The following is an 18,531-nucleotide window of genomic DNA, read 5'->3' on the forward strand; positions in this document are numbered from 1 at the left end:
ATCAAAACACATTTTTAACACATGAAAAAACTGGTTGTATCTTGCGCTGTTGCGCTCGCCTGCACCATGAATAGTGCTTTTACCCAAGTGCAAACGGGCGAAAACGTAGCCGTCACCAATACCGATGCGGGTAAAGTTCGGGGCTATATCCACAATGGCATTTTTACGTATAAGGGAATACCGTATGCCGAAGCCAAACGTTTTGAAGCTCCTCAAAAACCAAAGCCTTGGAGCAATGTACGTAGCTCGATGAGCTACGGCCCCGTTGCACCGCTGATGGATCCCACTACTACGGTGACGGACGAGCCAGAGTTTGTTTTTAACCACAGTTGGGGCTATACAAGTGAAGACTGTATGCGCATCAACGTTTGGTCACCAGGTATCAACGACGGCAAAAAACGCCCTGTACTGTTTTGGATTCACGGAGGGGGCTTTACGGCAGGTTCATCACAAGAATTGCCTTCTTATGACGGCGAAAGCTTGGCTAAAAAAGGCGACGTAGTCATCGTTTCTATCAACCACCGCCTGAATATCTTGGGGTATTTGGATTTGTCGGCTTACGGTGATAAATACAAACAATCGGCCAATTTGAGCGTATTGGACATGAAAGTAGCGCTGGAATGGGTAAAAACAAACATCGCAAACTTTGGCGGTGACCCAAACAACGTCACTATTTTTGGACAGTCGGGCGGGGGTGCTAAAGTAAACACCCTGATGGCGATGCCATCGGCTAAAGGGTTGTTCCACAAAGCCATCAACCAAAGTGGTTCTTTCCGTGCTGCCATGCTCGACAAAAAAACTACCCAAGCCATTGGTGCTGAAGTATTAAAGGAACTCAACATTTCGGCCGACAAAGTGGATGATGTTCAAAAAGTACCTTTCCAAACCTTGAGCGATGCGGGCAAAAGAGCCTTAAAAACCATTGCCGATAAAATGAAAGCAGAAGGGAAACCTGTGATTGGATTTGGACTAAGCTGGGGGCCAAGCGTGGACGGCGAGGTTCTCCCCTATCAATTGTTCTCAAATGAAGCTTTTGAACTTTCTAAAAACATTCCTTTACTGATTGGCACAACTAAAAATGAGTTTGCCGCATTCCGTGCCGCCCCCGCCAACAGCACTCCTGAGCAAGTATTGGAACTGGTCAAAAAATCCTATGGTGACAAAGCTGATGCGTACATCGCTGCCGCAAAAAAAGCATTCCCCGAAGACACCAAACCCTCGGCCGTTTTGGACATTGACGTGACATTTCGTCCTGGAGCTGTGATGCAAGCCAAGCAAAAGTCAGCCTTAACAGGCGGCGCACCTGTTTACATGTTTATGTTCACGTGGCAGTCGCCTGTGATGGATGGAAAATACAAGGCTGTTCACTGCATGGAAATTCCGTTTGTATTCAACAACATCGCACGCTGCGAAGAAATGACGGGAGGTTTCAAAGACGCTTATGTATTAGCCGATAAAATGAGCCAATCGTGGATTAATTTCGCCAAAACGGGCAACCCAAGCCACGCAGGTCTTCCCAAATGGGATGCTTATACGGCCGAAAAAGGAACGACGATGTTTTTCGACAATAAATGCGGCATTCGGTACCACCACGACGAAGAGTTGATGAAGGTCGTTGCGCCTCAATAAATTTCATTTACCTATCAAAGTTCAATTCGTTCCGTCACCGTCAACGGTTTTCAAACTCACTGGCGGTGATTTTTAAACTTAATTATCAAAACATGAAAAAATCAATCGTTTTACTTTTTGGCCTACTATTGAGCCATTTAGCTTTTTCACAAGAAGCCCTTTTCAACGCTGCCGACCTCAAGTCGCCCGAAATCAATGCGGACAAAACCGTTACGTTTCGCTTTTTTGCCCCAAAAGCCGACTCGGTTTTTGTAACAGGTGATTTCTTGCCTACCATGAAAATCAAATCACGTTTTGGTTTAGTGGACGTCCCAAAACCTGCATTGATGAAAAAAGATGAGAAAGGTGTTTGGACTTTTACTTCCGATGCCCTCTCTCCTGAATTGTATTCGTATTCATTTACGGTGGACGGTCTACGTAGCATCGACCCCAATAACCCGTTCTTAAACCGTGATGTAGCAACTGTCACGAATATTTTTATTGTAGGAGGCCCACAGGCTGACCTTTACAAAGTAAACGACATCCCACACGGTAGCGTAACCAGACGCTGGTACGACTCACCAGGCTTGGGCATCAACCGCCGACTCACCATTTACACCCCGCCAGGTTATGAAAGCAGCAAAGCCAATTACCCCGTACTTTATTTATTGCACGGCGCGGGTGGCGACGAAGAAGCGTGGATTGCCCTCGGACGCACGGCACAAATCATAGATAATCTTATTGCCCAAGGTAAAGCCAAACCAATGATTGTGGTAATGCCAAACGGAAACGCTTCGCAAGATGCTGCCCCAGGCGAGGGAAATACAGGCTTCTACAAACCACAATTTATGGCTCCGCGTACCATGGAAGGTTCGTATGAAGGCGCGTTTATGGATATTGTAAAATTTGTAGAAAAAAACTACCGCGTAAATGCCAAAAAAGAAAGCAGAGCCATTGCGGGTCTGTCCATGGGCGGTTTCCATTCGATGCACATTTCTAGGTATTATCCAAATACGTTCGACTATGTGGGTCTGTTTTCTGCCGCCATCATGCCGCGTGAAGATGCTACGGCCAAGGTGTATAGCAACATTGATGAAACCTTGAAAGTACAAAAAGAAAACGGAACCAAGCTCTATTGGATAGCCATTGGCAAAACCGATTTTCTTTACCAAGCCAATGTCGATTTCCGTAAAAAATTAGATGGTATGGGCATGAAATACGAGTATGTGGAATCGGAAGGTGGGCACATTTGGAGAAACTGGCGGGTGTATTTAAGCCAATTTGCTCCGAAATTATTTAATTAATGGGAATGATAAATCAGGAAAAAACGGACGCGTCTTTCTTTTAGTAGTAATTTACCAACCCTCATTATTTATCAAACCCTTATCACCAATGAATACACAAGTATCCCGCCGAAATTTTATGGCAATGGCGTCTCTCACTGCGATGGGAGGCCTGTTTAACATCAATAAAGCATGGGCATTGGCCGACAAACCCAACTCTAAGTTTAAAGGAGTGCAAATTGGCGCCATTACTTATTCATTCCGTAGTATGCCGCATGATGTCGATAAATTAATTCAGTTTTGCATTGATTCCAACCTCAGTGCCATCGAATTGATGGGCGATTCGGTGGAAGAATATGCTGGAAAACCAAAATCGCCGATTGACATGGCGCAGCTTTTCCGTAATGCGCGCCCTGGTCAACGCCCGCAACTGACCGACGAGCAAAAAGCCCAAATGGCCGACTACAACAAACAAGTTGCGGAATGGCGCAGTACGGTTTCGATGGATAAATTCAAAGAAGTTCGTAAGAAATTCGACAAAGCGGGTATTTCGATTTACGCCTTCAAACCCAACGCCTTTAGCCCAACAAATACTGATGGCGAGGTAGAATACGGCATGAAAGTGGCCAAAGTTTTAGGGGCAACTTCTGTAACATTGGAGCTTCCAACCGACCCTAAACAAACGCAACGTTTGGGTGATTTGGGGGCAAAAAACAAGGTGTATGTAGGTTATCACAATCACACCCAAGCTACTGATACCCTGTGGGATAACGCATTGGCGCAATCACCCTATAATTCAATCAATTTTGACTGTGGGCACTACTTGGCGGCGGGTGGTAAAAACACCAAAGAAGCTTTGATGGCCTTCATCGAAAACAAGCACGACCGTATTTCGACCATGCACTTAAAAGACCGCACCACGCCCGAACACGGCGCGGGCAACTTGGTTTGGGGTACGGGCGACACACCTATCCGTGAGATTTTGTTGATGATTCGCGACCGTAAATACAAATTCCCCGTTTCGGTAGAGCTTGAGTACCAAATCCCCGAAGGTTCTGACGCCGTCAAAGAAGTAGCGAAATGCGTAGCTTTTGCCAAGAATATTTTGATGAGTTAAGGCATTTTTTTGTCATGCCGACCAACCCAACCCTCCCGAAAGTTTTGAACTTTCGGGAGGGTATTTTTTCCAACTAACCCGATGAAAAAACTTTTATTTTTACTCCTAATTGTAATTTCCCCCATTGGGAGCCAGGGGGCTTTTGCTCAAGTCGGTAAAGTCGTTAGCTTTGTTCTCAACTCCAAAGCCCTGCAAAACACGGGTGGCGAAGACCCAAATCGCAAGGTTTCGGTGTATCTCCCGCCCAATTACGACGCTTCTACACAGCGTTATCCCGTTATTTATTATTTGCACGGGTTTATGGGGAAAGACAATATTTTTCCTCAGATGCAGACCATCCTCGACGAAGGCATCAAACGCAATAAAATCAAGCCTTTTATTTTTGTACAGGCTGACCATTACACGCTTTACGAGGGCAGCTTCTATTCAAACTCTTCGTTGACAGGAAATTGGGACGAATTTGAATCCAAAGAACTCGTCGAATACGTGGACAAAAACTTCCGCACCCTTGCCACTCGCGAGAGTCGAGGCATTGCGGGGCATTCGATGGGGGGCTACGGTGCGTTCAAAATTGGGATGTTGCATCCAGAGGTATTTAGCAGTATTTATGCGTTGAGTCCAGGGTTGTTGGCAATGGTCAAAGAATTTGGCCCCAATAGCCCGTCTTTTAAAGAGGTTCAAAATGTAAAAACGCAAGAAGATCTAAAGAAAACCTATTACCCCAAGGTTTTGGTGGCCGTAGCGCGTGCGTGGTCGCCCAACCCAAACAAACCGCCCTTTTATTGCGACTTTCCGTTTAGCTATGAAGGCGACAAAATGATTGTAAATCAAGCGATTTTGGATAAATGGGAGGCCAATATGCCCGTTTATATGGTCAATAAATATGCCGATAATTTACGAAAAATGACCGCTATCAAACTGGACTGGGGGCGAAATGATTCTCCCCGTTTTCCCATCCAAATCGGGATGTTGAGCCAGCGTTTAGAGAATTTGGGTATCAATCACTTTTCTGAAGAATATATTGGCGACCACGGCAATAAAATCTGGACTACCGATGGACGCGTTTTGAATGATTTATTACCGTTTTTTAATGATTATTTGAAGTTTTAATCATTGTCATTTATGAAAAAAATTACCATTTCTATCGCTGCCATAGCCGTTATTGCTATTGGTATGTTTTCGTTCAAACAGACTACCAAGAAAACCCAAGCGGGTCGTCGTCCCAACATCGTCTTTATCATGTCAGACGACCATGCCTATCAGGCAATTTCGGCCTATAGTAACCGTTTAACCCAAACTCCCAACATCGACCGTATTGCCAAAGAAGGGATGCTTTTTAGCAATGCTTGCGTCACCAATTCTATTTGTGCACCATCGAGGGCAGTGATTTTGACGGGCAAACACAGCCACTTAAACGGAAAAATTGATAATAATTTTCCGTTTGACACCACCAACATCACCTTTCCTCAAATTTTGCAAGCCAATGGTTATCAAACGGCTATGTTTGGCAAACTTCACTTTGGCAACAGCCCTAAGGGATTTGACGAGTTCAAAATCTTACCCGACCAAGGCGATTATTACAACCCCGACTTTATCACAAAAAAAGAGGGTAAAAAGAAAATCATGGGCTATGTCACAGACATTATCACGGACATGACTCTCAACTGGTTAGGAAAAGAACGAGATAAAGAAAAACCATTTTTCTTGGCCTATTTGCACAAAGCCCCTCACCGTGAATGGCTGCCTGCGGAACGTCACTTCAAGGAGTTTATCAACAAAAAATTCCCTGAACCCGCTACGCTTTTTGACAATTACGAAGGGCGCGGAAGTGCCTCTAAGCAAGCCGAAATGAACCTGCTTACGCACATGAACTGGGCAGGCGATTCTAAAATCAAGCCCGAAAATATGGATAAATTGGGCATCAAGGAATCGCACCCCTACGATAAACGCAATTATGACTACACCGTTGGCCGAATGAATGCTGAACAACGCAAGGTTTGGGATGCCACTTACGACAAAATGAACGAAGAGTTTATAAAGAATTATCCCAAAATGAACGATACCGACAAAATGAAATGGCGGTACCAGCGCTACATGCAGGATTATTTGGGCTGTATTGCATCGGTTGACGAAGGCGTTGGAAAAGTGCTTGATTTTCTAAAACAAAATGGGTTAGAGGAAAATACCATCGTCATTTATACCTCCGACCAAGGGTTTTATTTGGGCGAACACGGCTGGTTTGATAAGCGTTTTATTTTTGATGAATCGTTCAAAACACCTTTGTTAATCAAGTGGCCTGGCGTGATAAAAGCTGGGTCAAAAAACTCGCAAATGGTTCAAAATCTTGACTATGCGCAAACGTTTTTGGAGGCTGCGGGCGTAAAACCTCCTACCGATATGCAAGGAGAAAGTTTGATTCCGATTTTTAAGGGACAGGGAAAAAATTTCAGGGATGCGGCTTATTATCATTATTACGAATATCCAGGGATTCACATGGTAAAACGCCACTATGGAATTGTAACCGAAAAATACAAATTAGTACATTTCTATCATGATGTTGATGAATGGGAATTGTATGACCGCACTAACGACAAAAACGAACTCAAGAACGTCTATAACGACCCTAAATACGCCAAAATAAAGGCAGAAATGCACAAAAAATTGACTGCACTCCGCGTCAAATACAAGGACTCGGAGGCACTGGATAAGATGTACATTGAAAAATATAAACAGTTGAAGAGAGGTTGATTTGAAGTATTTAATCAAAAGTTTTTGAGGAATTCAAAGCAGCCTCGGTAGAGGCGCAACATTTGTAGTAGCAGGAGATTATTTTTAATTTTTGCTTCGGACAGGGCCGCCTGTGCGGAAGCATAACAACGCAAGCTCTCTTCTATTTCTACAAAGGTTACGCTTCTCCGAAGCAGTATAAACTAATAATACCCCAAAATTTACGCACAATAAAGTATTATCTTGTTTTGCGCATTTACTTAATTAAAAACTCCTAATTATCAATGCTTTCCCTCCTCGGCTTTGCTACAATTCTTGTTTTTTTGGTGCTAATTATGACCAAAAGGCTCTCGGTGATGACTGCCTTGGTGATTACGCCCGTTGTTTTTGGACTCTTGGCTGGTTTTAGTCCCAAAGAACTCGGCGATTTTGCCTTGGCAGGTATCAAACAAGTGGCACCGACGGGGGTTTTATTGATGTTTGCAGTATTATACTTTGCCACCATGCTCGACGCAGGGCTTTTTGACCCCGTCATTGCGGCTATCATCAAATCGGTGAAAGGCGACCCGCTCAAAGTAATCTTGGGTACGGCGATTCTGACCATGATTGTCCACCTCGACGGCGACGGTACGGCTACGTTTATGATTGTGTTATCGGCGTTTTTGCCCATCTACAAACGGCTGAAAATCAACCGAAAAATCTTGGCGAGTATCGTGGCACTGAGTGTCGGCCCCTTGCATTTGGTTCCGTGGTCGGGGACATCAGCGCGGGCGATTTCTACGTTAAAGAGTGATGCGGTTCACATCTTCAACCCCAACATTCCAGCCATTGTAGCGGGTATTGTTTGGGTACTTTTTGTGGCTTACTTTTTTGGCCAAAAAGAAAGAAAACGCCTTGGTATCATTGAGTTTGAATACAATCATAAAGACAATTTAAACACAGAACAGCATCAACTTCGCCGCCCCAATCTCCTGATTATCAACGCCATTTTGACCATCACACTCATTATTGCGTTGACCAAAGGATGGCTTCCTGCTCCTGTTTTATTTGTGATTGCGAGCATGATTGCGCTGCTCGTCAATTACCCCAAACTCGCAGACCAACAAAAGGTCATCAAAAGCCACGGTACCAATATTTTTTTGGTTTCGAGTATGATTTTTGCCGCTGGCATCTTTTCGGGAATCCTCACAGGAGCGAAAATGATTGACGCCATGGCCAATTCATTGGTGGCGCTCATTCCGCAGCAGCACGCCAGTTGGCTGCCTACCCTGACCGCGCTCACGAGCCTGCCTGCTAGTATTCTGTTTACGCCCGATGCTTACTATTTTGGAGTTGTACCCATTTTAAGTCAAACAGCTACGCAATTTGGCATTGACCCACTCGAAATTGGTCGAGCGGCCTTGCTAGGTCAAATGACCGTCGGCTTTCCCATCAGTCCACTCACGGCTTCGACTTTTTTGCTGGTGGGCCTCACTGAGGTGGATTTAGGCGAACACCAACGGCACACGTTTTTCTGGGCGTGGGGCACTACGATTGTGATGACGATTATGGCGCTTTTGACGGGTTCAATTCATTGGTAATCATGGAGAAATTTCAACATAAATACCGTATCGCGTCTGCTCGTGCATCGTGGTGGGATTATGGGTGGAATGGGGCTTATTTCATTACCATTTGTACCAAAAATCGTGAACATTTCTTTGGGAAAATAGAAAATGGCCAAATGCAATTATCGGGCATCGGTATTCTCGCTGACGTTTTTTGGCACGAGATTAAAAGCCATGCCAAAAACGTTGAATTTGGGGCATTTGTGGTTATGCCGAATCATATTCACGGAATTTTAATTTTGGATAAACCTGAAAATGAACCGTTTCCCAACGGTAACGACGTCCATAACGTAGAGACAAGGCATGCCTTGTCTCTACAACCGCCAATCCAATCGCCCGCCCAACAACGGTTTCAAAATCAGGGGCAAAACACCGTTTCATCTATCATTGGTTCCTATAAATCCGCCGTTACAAAACACTGTAATCGGCTACAGTTGACCGATAATGATGGGGTTGTATTTGGTTGGCAATCCAGATTTCATGATCATATTATCCGAAATGACGCCGAATACCAGCGAATCAATGATTATATTGAAAACAATCCTAAAAATTGGGACAATGACAAATTTCATACATTGTAGAGCCAAGGCATGCCTTGGCTCTACGGACAATAAATAACGATGAAAAATAAAATCAGAATCGGCTGTGGGGCAGGGTTTTCGGGCGACAGGTTGGAACCCGCCCTCGTATTGGCCGAACAGGGAAATTTAGATTATTTGGTGTTGGAATGTTTGGCCGAACGTACCATTGCTCTTGCCCAAAAACGAAAACTAGCCGACCCTACCAAAGGCTATGACCCGTTTTTAGAACGACGCATCGAGGGGTTGTTGCCGATTTTAGTCAAAAACAACGTTCGACTCATTACCAATATGGGAGCCACAAACCCCGTGGCTGGAGCTGAAAAAATCGTTGAAATAGCCAGTAAACAAGGCATTTCAGTCAAAGTAGCCGCCGTTATCGGAGACGAATTGAGCGATAAGTTAGTAGAAATGAGTAATGGGATTTCTAAATTTAATAATGAGGATTTTGCCATCACGCTCATCTCTAATCACTCCTCACTTAGCACTTCTCCTCTCATTTCTGCCAATGCGTACATGGGCGTAGAAGGAATTTTGGAAGCATTACAGTCTGATGCACAAATCATTATCACGGGACGAATAGCCGACCCTTCGTTGTTTTTAGCCCCGATGATTCATGAATTTGGCTGGGCAACCGACGACTACAATTTGTTAGGACAAGGAACCATCGTGGGGCATTTGTTAGAATGTGCGGGGCAAATAACAGGCGGATATTTTGCCGACCCAATCACCAAACCAGTAACCAACATGGACACCTTGGGTCATCCCTTTGCTGATGTTTTTGCGGATGGCTCGGCCATCATTAGCAAAGTAGCAGGTACGGGTGGCGTTGTCAATTTGGCAACGGTCAAAGAGCAATTATTGTACGAAGTCATCAACCCTTATGCGTACCTTACGCCCGATGTATCGGCTAATTTTACGACGGTACAATTGGAAGAAATTGCTGATAATCAAGTCAAAGTATGGGCTGGCACTGGCCAAGAAAAACCGTCAACGCTCAAAGTGAGTGTGGGTTATCAGGCTGGTTTTTTGGGGGAAGGCGAAATCTCATACGCGGGGGAAAATGCCCTCGCAAGGGCACAGTTGGCAGGCGATACCCTCGAAAAAAGGCTAAAAGCTGATTTTACCGATTTGCGAACTGACTACGTCGGTCTTTCGGCCATTCATCGGACTGATTTTAACCATCAAATCGAGCCTTACGAAGTGCGATTACGCCTAGCTGCCAACGCCGAAACCGCTCAAAAAGCCGCTATCATCGGCGAAGAAGTAGAAGCCCTTTACACCAATGGCCCAGCAGGCGGCGGTGGTGCCAGAAAGTACGTCACCGAACTCGTCGGCATTGTTTCGGTTTTGATTGATAGAAAGAAAGTAAAACCAGAAGTAATTCTATTTTGACCATGAAGCTATACGACATCGCCCACAGCCGTGCAGGCGACAAAGGCAATACCTCTACCCTCTCGTTGATTCCATACGATGTGAAAGATTATGAACTTTTGTGTAAAGAAGTAACGGTAGAAAGGGTGAAAGAACATTTAAAAAACATCGTTTCGGGTGAAATTGTGCGATACGAACTGCCCAATATTTCGTCGCTACTGTTTGTGTGTCAAGACGCCTTACTAACAGGCGTAACTACCTCACTGGCCGTAGATACCCACGGAAAAGCATTGAGCTATGCGTTGTTAGAAATGGAGATTTAATGCTCTTTATTTCATTCGGAACAACACCACAAAGGCCGACAGAGCGGTTAAGACTCCAACGCTAAAGATTGACATCATTAGCCCAAAATAATCAGCAATTACCCCCGTCAGTAATGCCCCAAGGGCATACCCCATGTCGCGCCAAAATCGGAAAGTCCCCAAACTTTCGGCGCGTTGGACGGGAGGGGTGTAGTCAGCAATGGCACTCAAAAAAGTGGGATAAACCAAGGCTGTTCCAAACCCTAAAGCTGTCCCAATCAGTGCGAAATGCGTAAAAGTATTTGCCCAAATGAGTCCAATAATCCCCAGAGCCTGCAACAACATCCCCCAAAACAACAAGCCTTTTTTGGAATAAATATCAGAAAATCGGCCTGTAACCAATTGACTAAGCCCCCAAACCGACGGATAAATCGCCGTCAAAATACCAATTTGTGCAGAAGTGAAATATTTGGCAAAAAGCAACAACGGCAAAAGTCCCCAAATCATACCATCGTTTAGGTTATTAACAAGCCCCGCTTGCGTGACTGCACTCAGCGAATTGTGCCGAAGAGTCGTATCCCAAAATGGGCTTACCAAAAGGGGTATGGCACTTGCTTTGTTCTCAACAGAAACATGTTGACAGGTATCTTTGACAAAAAATACGCTTAATAACAGCCCTACGATGGAGAATCCTATTCCCAAATAAAACGGGTATGGCCTCACTCCGTAATGACTGGCGATGTAGCCTGTCAAAAAAGCCACAACACCCACCGATAAGTACCCCGCAAATTCGTTGATACCCACCGCCAGCCCACGGTTTTTGTCGCCTACAAGGTCGATTTTCATCATCACAGCCGTGCTCCACGTCAGTCCCTGATTAATACCTAACAACACATTGGCCGTCACAATCCACGACCAATTAGGAGCATAAATCAATAGAAAAGGGACTGGCAAGGCAAAAAGCCAGCCAATAATCAAGAGCTTTTTTCGCCCCAATAAATTCGCCAGTTTGCCCGTAAAGTAATTGACAATGGCTTTGGTAATGCCAAAGGTGATGATAAATGATAGAATCGCTGTTTTTGACGCAATCCCAAATGCTTGTTCGGCCAATTGTGGCAAAATAGACCGCTCCAAGCCAATCATTCCACCCACAAACGCATTGATAATCACCAACAATGCAAACTGTTTCCAGTTTTCTTTTAACCCAAGTTGAACCATACTTTTTCGCAAGTTTTCTTTTGCAAAAGTCTAGGTACTACTTTAGGATTCCTTTTACATTTGTTAAATAATCACCTTGAAACGGCTCGGATTCGACTTAAACTCACTTGCGTAATGCCCAAATAAGAAGCAATATATTTAAGAGGTATTCGGCGCAATACATCAGCATTTTCGTTCAGTAAAGCTTTATACCGCTCCTCTGCCGTATGAAACTGCAAACTTTCGAGGCGTTGAACGGTTTCAACGTAGCCTTTTTCAAAAATTTTACGAAATAGGCGTTCAATCAGTGGGAAAGTATCATACAAACGAAATAACCCTGGAGCATGGATGGCAACAATTTCGGACTCTTCGAGTACTTGAATAGCTTTTTGGGAAGGAACTCCTAAAAACAAACTTTCTACTCTTACAATAACACTCCCCTCAAACGAAAAAGATTCGGTTATATCAACTCCATCTTTGTAGTAGTAAATGCGGGCTACTCCCTTTTTAATAAAGTAGATGTTACGACATGTATGCCCTATGGGCTGCAACTCTTCGTTTTTTTTTAGTTTCAATTCCGAACAAAGTGGTGCGAGTGCTTTCTTTTCGGTTGAACTTAGTTCTTGAAATGACGCAAAAAAAGCGAATAGTTCATTCATAGTTTGTTAAAATTTGTATGAAAACGACCCAAATTCCACTCCTTAAACCCGCCGAATTCGATGACTATGTGTTTGATACCTTGGTATGGAAAAACACGCAGCGACCATTTTTTAATCAGTTCCACGTCATTCGGTTAGAAGATTATAAAAAGCACCTCATCATTCCTCAAGCTCCTCATCGACGCTCGGTTACGTTTTTTGTTTTCTTAACCAAAGGTAGCATTACCCGCCGAAAAGCACTTACTAAATACGAGATTAAGGCAGGTTCGTTCTTTTTTTTACCCGCTTTTCAAATCACAACTTTGGATGAAATCAGCGACGATGCCGAGGGTTTTTATTGTCATTTTAGTAGCGACATTTTTAGCATATCGCCCTGGAAATCAGAAACATTACAAACCTTTTCTTTCCTTCAATTAGCGGGTTCTCCAATAGTTAAACTTAGCCAAGAGCGTCACCTAGCTATCTTGCAAATCTTTGAACGACTCCTGCAAATTAACCAAGTGATTTCCGAAGAACAATTTTGTTTGATTGCCTCCTATCTATTCACCTTATTTACGGAGGTAAACCAATTTGTTCACCCCCTAGAAAAACCCATTGGCAACGCTGCCGTTCGGATGACGGAACGTTTCAAAGCAGCACTTTCTCAGCACATTTACGAAAAACATACCGTATCCGAATACGCCGAGTTGTTGTCTGTCTCCCCCAATCACCTCCACAAATGTGTGAAAGCTGTCACGGGAAAAAGCGCCCACGATTTGCTGGATGAAATGCGCGTGTTGGAAGCCAAAGTTTTACTAAAACAGAGTAACCTTTCCATTGCCGACATTGCCTTTAAAATTGGGAAACTCGACCCCAGCGACTTTAGTCGATTTTTCAAGGCAGAAACAGGAAAAACCCCAAAAGAATACCGACAAACTCAATATTTGTAGTGAGCTTTTTTACTGGCATTTTGTTCCAAAAGCCACACTTCCACGCCCTTTAGTCGCTTGGCTACTTTTTGGCTTTTTTTGATACCCAACACACTAAAAGCAGTAGCCAAGGCGTCGGCATCTGTGCCATTTTGAGTTATCACCGTTGTGCGTGTATGCGTGGTTAAACCTACCCCTGTATAAGGACTCACAATGTGCGAATACCGAACACCTTTGTAATCAAAATGCCGATACGTGCTCCCCGAAGTGGCTACCCCACAATTTTTCAGGGTCAGTATGTGCGTGGCGGTAGTATCTCCTCCTCCCGAACTCACCTCAATCCGCCAACCCTCCTTCTCTGGCGGGGCATCGCCAATGGCCAAGTCCCCTCCTGCGTCCAAAAAGGCTCGGTCAATTCCAAACGATTTAAGCACCTTCAACACATCATCGGCCGCGTACCCTTTTCCAATTGCCCCAAAATCTATCCGCATTTTTTTACGTTTTAGCACTACCGAGCGGTCTTCGGCTCGAAGCCGAACAAACCGATAGCCAACGGCATCGCGTGCTTCTTTGAGTTGGGACTTATCGGGAAAATAGTTGCGCCGAATCGCCCTTCGCCAAAGCTGAACGATTGGCCCCACCGTAACGTCAAATGCGCCATTGGTTTTGGCACTCAGGGACTTTGATTTCTCTAAAATATCAAACAAAATAGCACTGGCATAAAAACGTTGCCCCGTTCCTGCGGTTTCAGAAAGACGGTTTACTTCGCTGCCATCTAGGTAATCACTTAATAGGTTATTGAGCAATTGAATCCTCGCAAAGGCACTGTCGGAGGCTACTTTTGCAAGCGAATCGCTTGGAGCATAAAAAACCAGATTAAACTCCGAACCCATGGCATTTCGGGCGTAGGCATATCGGCGGAGAGGTGCTACTTCTTGCGAATTGACATCAAAAGCGCACAATGCTAGAATAATCCATAACGAAGGAACAAATAAGGAAACGATGCGAATCACGAAAAAATCAATTTATTATTTTAAAATATTGAAAAACTTCCAAAGATTGAACCTTTTTGCACGGTTTTTGGTATCTCAAGTATAAAAATTATTCCAATGAAAACGGCTACCCTTTTAGTATGTTGTTGCTGTATCTTTCGTTAAGCGATGGAGAGGGAATATTTTGACCAAAGCGAATCAACCATAAAGCCGCCCTTTCCACCACGGAAGGGCCTTTTTTTTATCACTCAATTCAATGTCATGACCTCAACCCAGCAAACGTTGTCAAGTGCCTTTTTTGATCGTCTCTCCGAGCAAAACACCCGCTATCAGTATCGTTTGCCCTCCCGCAACGAAGTTGGGAAGTTTGTCGAAGAAATGATGCGGTTTTTATTTCCAATCACCCAAGATTGTTCGCGTTCAGCCACCAATTTACCTGATGCTTACACCAACCTTCAGCAACGGCTTTTGTGTTTGTTAGAACCGCTAAACGGCAACCTTGAAACGAATCATGCAGCGGTAACGGAGCAGTTTATGGAGCAGCTTCCTGACATTTACGAAAATCTCCTGCTGGATGCACAGGCTATATCTGACAACGACCCCGCCTCCATCGGCATTGAGGAAGTGATTGCGGTTTATCCAGGTTTTTATGCCATTGCAGTTTATCGTTTAGCGCACGCGATGGTTGATTTGGATGTTCCACTACTGCCCCGTATGTTGACCGAATACGCTCATGGTTTGACGGGCATTGACATCCACCCCAAAGCATCCATTGGAAAATCTTTTTTTATCGACCACGGCACGGGAGTAGTCATTGGCGAAACAACCGAAATTGGGAACAACGTAAAAGTATATCAGGGGGTAACGCTGGGTGCTTTGAGTGTATCAAAATCATTGGCAGAAACCAAGCGACACCCAACCATTGAAGATAACGTGGTCATTTATGCCAATGCCACTATTTTAGGCGGAAAAACCGTGATAGGTAATGATTCCATCATCGGCGGAAACGCCTGGGTAACGGCGAGCGTGCAACCGTATTCGCAGGTTTATCACCAAAGCGAAGTAAAAATTCGTCAAACGGTATTTTAGGTGCTATAAAACGAAAAAGGGAACATGGCAAAAAAGTCATGTTCCCTTTGAAAATCTTTCCTATTTGTACTACACCTGCACCGAATCGTACACAATTACTTTCTCCCAAAGGTGCGAGTAATCTTCTACAAACTTGAGGTGAATGGGATGTTTTTGGTAAACTTCTTCCTCTTCCAAATTGTCAAAAAAGCACAACCAAGACACGGCATAGCTGCGCTCAATCACGCTACGGTTGGTCGTTGCAGGCAAACCGATGTTGTGCATTCTGATGGTTGGTACTTTTGCCAACGCCGTCAATCCTTCGATTAACTTGGCGCGGTCGGCTTCGCTTGCGGGGTTTTTCAACCAAAAATACACGTGGTGAACAAACACTTTTTTGTCTTTGGCCGCTTCAGCCGACAGTCCCACAACTGAAGCCGTAGAGGCCGCTATCGCTTTTTTTAACATCGAACGTCTTTTTAACAACTTCATCTTGGTCTTTTTTTATGAATCATTGCTCTATTTTAATTGATTTGAGGGCAACAATTCTGTACATTTTCATTATAGGCTAATGCGAGAAAAAGTTCTTCTGTGCATTATTTTGCAAAATTATGAAGGTTAAAAGCTATTCTTTCTGTAAAAATCCATCTTATTTTGGTAAAATTACACTTGTCCCCAATGAGAAGATACGTTTTACACAACCCCTTCAATATTTATCATTTTGAAGCCAGTGATTGGGAACACCCCGTTCACAAACATACCTACTATGAAATCATTTTCATTTTGCGAGGAAAGGGCATTCACAACATCAATGGCAATACGTACACCTATACCAAAGGCGATGTGTATTTGCTAGGCCCAGAAGATTTTCATGATTTTGACATTGAGGAAACGACGGAGTTTTGTTTTATTCGCTTCAATGAGTCTTACAGTAAAACAACCTCAAGTTTAGCCGATAAACAGTGGCAACACGTCCTCGAATTGTTGTTGTTTACTTCGTCCCAAAGCCGAGGGACGATTGTCCACGATAAGCTCGAAAAACAGAAACTTCACCAGCTACTTTCGGTGCTGGAAAGCGAATATGATAACCCGCCTTCGGCGCATTTCGAGCTGATTCGCGACAGTTTGATGCGTAGTATCATGACGATTCTTGCCCGAAATCTTTCGCCACAACCCCATTTCAAGCCCGAATTACAAGACTCGATTGAGGCCATGTTGCGGTTTATCAAACAAAACATTTACCAGCCCAACAAGCTTACGATTGACCACATTGCGGAGCAATTTCACTTAGCTCCCGCTTATGTGAGTATTTTTTTCAAAAAACACACGGGCGAATCGCTGAAACAATACATCATCAAACACCGCATTAAACTTGTTGAGACTAGGCTTCTTTATAGTCAGATGACTCTGACCGAAATTGCCGATGAGTTTGGCTTTACCGACGAAAGTCATTTTTGCAAGCAGTTTCGGCAATATACGGGAGTAAACCCCTCAACTTTTCGGAAAAATGGGCAAACTTTTCAGTAATGCCGCTAACACCACTCTTTTTAAAGGGCTCCGTTTTTTACCCTAATTAATTTCCCGTTTACTTCATCCGTAAGTAAATACAATTTCCCCGCAGGGCTTTGCGTCACTTTTCTAATCCGTAAACGCTCATTCGTGAATAGTTCTTCGGCAGTTTTGATTATTTCTCCCTCAACCGCAAGCCTCCATACACTACCTTTTGATAATCCACCTACCAGCAAATGTTGGTTCCAAGCGGAAAATTCGCTTCCCGAATAAAAATGTATGCCCGTAGGAGCGACCGTTTGTGCCCACGACCAAGCGGGTTCGGTGTAATCGTTGCCCTCAATAGGCTTCCGTTCAAATTCCGCAAAACGGTACTTACCTGTTGTTTTCATAGGCCAACCATAATTCGCGCCTGCTTTTAGCACGTTGAGTTCGTCGCCTTGGTGCGTTCCGTGCTCACTAAACCACAGCTGGTTCGTTTTAGCGTTGAGGGTAATTCCTTGCGCGGCTCTGATACCCATGGCATACAGGCCAGGAATTGCCTTTTCACCAAAGATAGGATTATCGCTGGGAATCGTCCCATCGGAATTGATGCGGTAAATTTTTCCTCGTTTATCTTCTTTGTTTTGGGCAATGGGCAATGCAGGCTCATCTTTTTCTGTAAACAACCGCTCGCCAATGGTAAAATACAATTTGCCGTCACTTCCAAACGCCATCCCTCCCCCATAATGTACTCGCTCATACGTGAATGGGGTAGCGACAAAAAGGACTTTTATTTGCTGCAAAACCCCATTTTCAAGTATTGCTCTCACTATCTTGGTGGTTCTTCCTTGAGGGGCTTTGACGGCATACGACAAATAGACGTATTTATTTTTCTTGAAATCTGGGTCCAGCAGCACTTCAAATTTACCAGTGTTGTCTCCAAACGTACCAAGGCTGTCCTCTACGTCGATGGGGAAACCTTGAACCTTTTTTCTTTCTTTAGTTACTACATTTAATTGAAGTAAATCACCCTCTTTTTCTGAAATAAGCACCTCTTCTTCAGAAACAAAAGCCATGCTCCAAGGGCGTTTTAGTCCTTCGAGGATAATTTCTTTCTGAAGCTGAATGGCATTTACGTCCACGACTTTGTGCGATTTTCGGGTCGAAACTTTGTCCGCGATTACCCAACCGTCATTGGTTTTCATGAGGTTGAAATAATCAGTAAACAAGTCTTTCTCCGTACTGATTTCCACTTTTGCACTTCCCATGTTGTCAGTAACATCAATCGTCACGATGCGTGTAGTCAAGTTTTTGGGTCTTGGATGCGGCCGAAATAAACTTAGGTACTGACTTCGCGAATAATCGACAAATGTGCCTTCGCGGTAGTTTTTCAAATGACACGATGCGTGCATAGCTTTCCCCACTTTTGTCGTATCGCCAGTAGCCCACCCGTCAAAATACAATTGAATGGTGTTTTCAATCAGTTGCCTTTCGGTGGGGGCACTTTGGGCAATTGCTGCAAAAAAATGGGTTAATAAAAACACACTCAACAATCCTTTTTTCATCTTACAGTTCTTTTGAAGTTGATCAAAACGAAAACGCTTCGTTTTGCGGTTCAAAAAT

The 18,531-nt window shown here is 44.1% G+C and carries 17 protein-coding genes; 12 read left to right on the forward strand and 5 right to left on the reverse strand.

The genetic code is table 11. The features are described 5' to 3' along the window. The first annotated feature begins 21 nt into the window (after positions 1-21). From K339_RS0116390 to K339_RS0116430, 9 genes are all read left to right on the forward strand, one after another. Positions 22-1,629: a carboxylesterase/lipase family protein gene (locus K339_RS0116390; RefSeq protein WP_028524563.1), complete on the forward strand. Its 1,608-nt coding sequence runs from the start codon at positions 22-24 to the stop codon at positions 1,627-1,629. Positions 1,630-1,721: 92 nt separating this feature from the next. Continuing rightward, on the forward strand, positions 1,722-2,912 hold the full coding sequence (locus K339_RS0116395) for an esterase (protein WP_028524564.1): 1,191 nt from the start codon (positions 1,722-1,724) through the stop codon (positions 2,910-2,912). Positions 2,913-3,000: 88 nt separating this feature from the next. Continuing rightward, positions 3,001-4,008, forward strand: a complete 1,008-nt coding sequence (locus K339_RS0116400) for a sugar phosphate isomerase/epimerase family protein (protein ID WP_028524565.1) — start codon at positions 3,001-3,003, stop codon at positions 4,006-4,008. 81 nt (positions 4,009-4,089) lie between these two features. Then, positions 4,090-5,118: an alpha/beta hydrolase gene (locus K339_RS0116405; protein WP_028524566.1), complete on the forward strand. Its 1,029-nt coding sequence runs from the start codon at positions 4,090-4,092 to the stop codon at positions 5,116-5,118. Between the two features lie 12 nt (positions 5,119-5,130). Further along, positions 5,131-6,756: a sulfatase family protein gene (locus tag K339_RS0116410; protein ID WP_028524567.1), complete on the forward strand. Its 1,626-nt coding sequence runs from the start codon at positions 5,131-5,133 to the stop codon at positions 6,754-6,756. A gap of 263 nt (positions 6,757-7,019) precedes the next feature. Next, entirely contained in the window at positions 7,020-8,315 is a 1,296-nt protein-coding gene (locus K339_RS0116415) for a CitMHS family transporter (protein ID WP_028524568.1), read from the forward strand. A 2-nt stretch (positions 8,316-8,317) separates the two neighbouring features. Beyond that, the gene (locus K339_RS0116420) at positions 8,318-8,920 is read left to right on the forward strand and encodes a transposase (RefSeq protein ID WP_037300810.1); all 603 of its coding nucleotides are present in this window, start codon (positions 8,318-8,320) and stop codon (positions 8,918-8,920) included. Positions 8,921-8,959: 39 nt separating this feature from the next. Next, the gene (locus K339_RS0116425) at positions 8,960-10,312 is read left to right on the forward strand and encodes an acyclic terpene utilization AtuA family protein (protein ID WP_028524570.1); all 1,353 of its coding nucleotides are present in this window, start codon (positions 8,960-8,962) and stop codon (positions 10,310-10,312) included. A gap of 2 nt (positions 10,313-10,314) precedes the next feature. Next, the gene (locus K339_RS0116430; protein WP_028524571.1) at positions 10,315-10,614 is read left to right on the forward strand and encodes an AtuA-related protein; all 300 of its coding nucleotides are present in this window, start codon (positions 10,315-10,317) and stop codon (positions 10,612-10,614) included. Positions 10,615-10,620: 6 nt separating this feature from the next. On the opposite strand, the gene K339_RS0116435 is transcribed toward K339_RS0116430, so the two are convergent. Together K339_RS0116435 and K339_RS0116440 are read right to left on the reverse strand one after the other, a co-directional pair. Further along, entirely contained in the window at positions 10,621-11,811 is a 1,191-nt protein-coding gene (locus K339_RS0116435) for an MFS transporter (RefSeq protein WP_037300814.1), read from the reverse strand. Positions 11,812-11,882: 71 nt separating this feature from the next. Next, positions 11,883-12,449 carry a Crp/Fnr family transcriptional regulator gene (locus K339_RS0116440; protein WP_028524573.1) on the reverse strand — a complete coding sequence of 189 codons (567 nt, stop codon included), beginning with the start codon at positions 12,447-12,449 and terminating at the stop codon, positions 11,883-11,885. A 17-nt stretch (positions 12,450-12,466) separates the two neighbouring features. Here K339_RS0116440 and K339_RS0116445 point away from each other — a divergent pair, with 17 nt between their 5' ends. Beyond that, positions 12,467-13,378 carry a helix-turn-helix domain-containing protein gene (locus K339_RS0116445; RefSeq protein ID WP_028524574.1) on the forward strand — a complete coding sequence of 304 codons (912 nt, stop codon included), beginning with the start codon at positions 12,467-12,469 and terminating at the stop codon, positions 13,376-13,378. On the opposite strand, the gene K339_RS0116450 is transcribed toward K339_RS0116445, so the two are convergent. Next, positions 13,366-14,370 (reverse strand): FAD:protein FMN transferase, encoded by a 1,005-nt coding sequence (locus tag K339_RS0116450; protein WP_051398054.1) that lies wholly within the window; start codon positions 14,368-14,370, stop codon positions 13,366-13,368. The genes K339_RS0116445 and K339_RS0116450 overlap by 13 nt on opposite strands. A gap of 240 nt (positions 14,371-14,610) precedes the next feature. Between K339_RS0116450 and epsC the strand changes: the two genes are divergently transcribed. Continuing rightward, positions 14,611-15,438 (forward strand): serine O-acetyltransferase EpsC, encoded by an 828-nt coding sequence (gene epsC / locus K339_RS0116455; protein WP_028524576.1) that lies wholly within the window; start codon positions 14,611-14,613, stop codon positions 15,436-15,438. 69 nt (positions 15,439-15,507) lie between these two features. Here epsC and K339_RS0116460 read toward each other — a convergent pair whose 3' ends face one another. After that, positions 15,508-15,909: a Dabb family protein gene (locus K339_RS0116460; RefSeq protein WP_028524577.1), complete on the reverse strand. Its 402-nt coding sequence runs from the start codon at positions 15,907-15,909 to the stop codon at positions 15,508-15,510. A gap of 186 nt (positions 15,910-16,095) precedes the next feature. Here K339_RS0116460 and K339_RS0116465 point away from each other — a divergent pair, with 186 nt between their 5' ends. Then, complete coding sequence (locus K339_RS0116465) at positions 16,096-16,944, forward strand: helix-turn-helix domain-containing protein (protein ID WP_028524578.1); 849 nt, start codon at positions 16,096-16,098, stop codon at positions 16,942-16,944. Positions 16,945-16,964: 20 nt separating this feature from the next. Here the strand turns inward: K339_RS0116465 and K339_RS0116470 are convergent, their stop codons facing one another. Beyond that, complete coding sequence (locus tag K339_RS0116470; RefSeq protein WP_028524579.1) at positions 16,965-18,473, reverse strand: PQQ-dependent sugar dehydrogenase; 1,509 nt, start codon at positions 18,471-18,473, stop codon at positions 16,965-16,967. Positions 18,474-18,531 lie beyond the last annotated feature (58 nt).

It is taken from the genome of Runella limosa DSM 17973 (assembly GCF_000482465.1).
Lineage (GTDB): Bacteria > Bacteroidota > Bacteroidia > Cytophagales > Spirosomataceae > Runella > Runella limosa.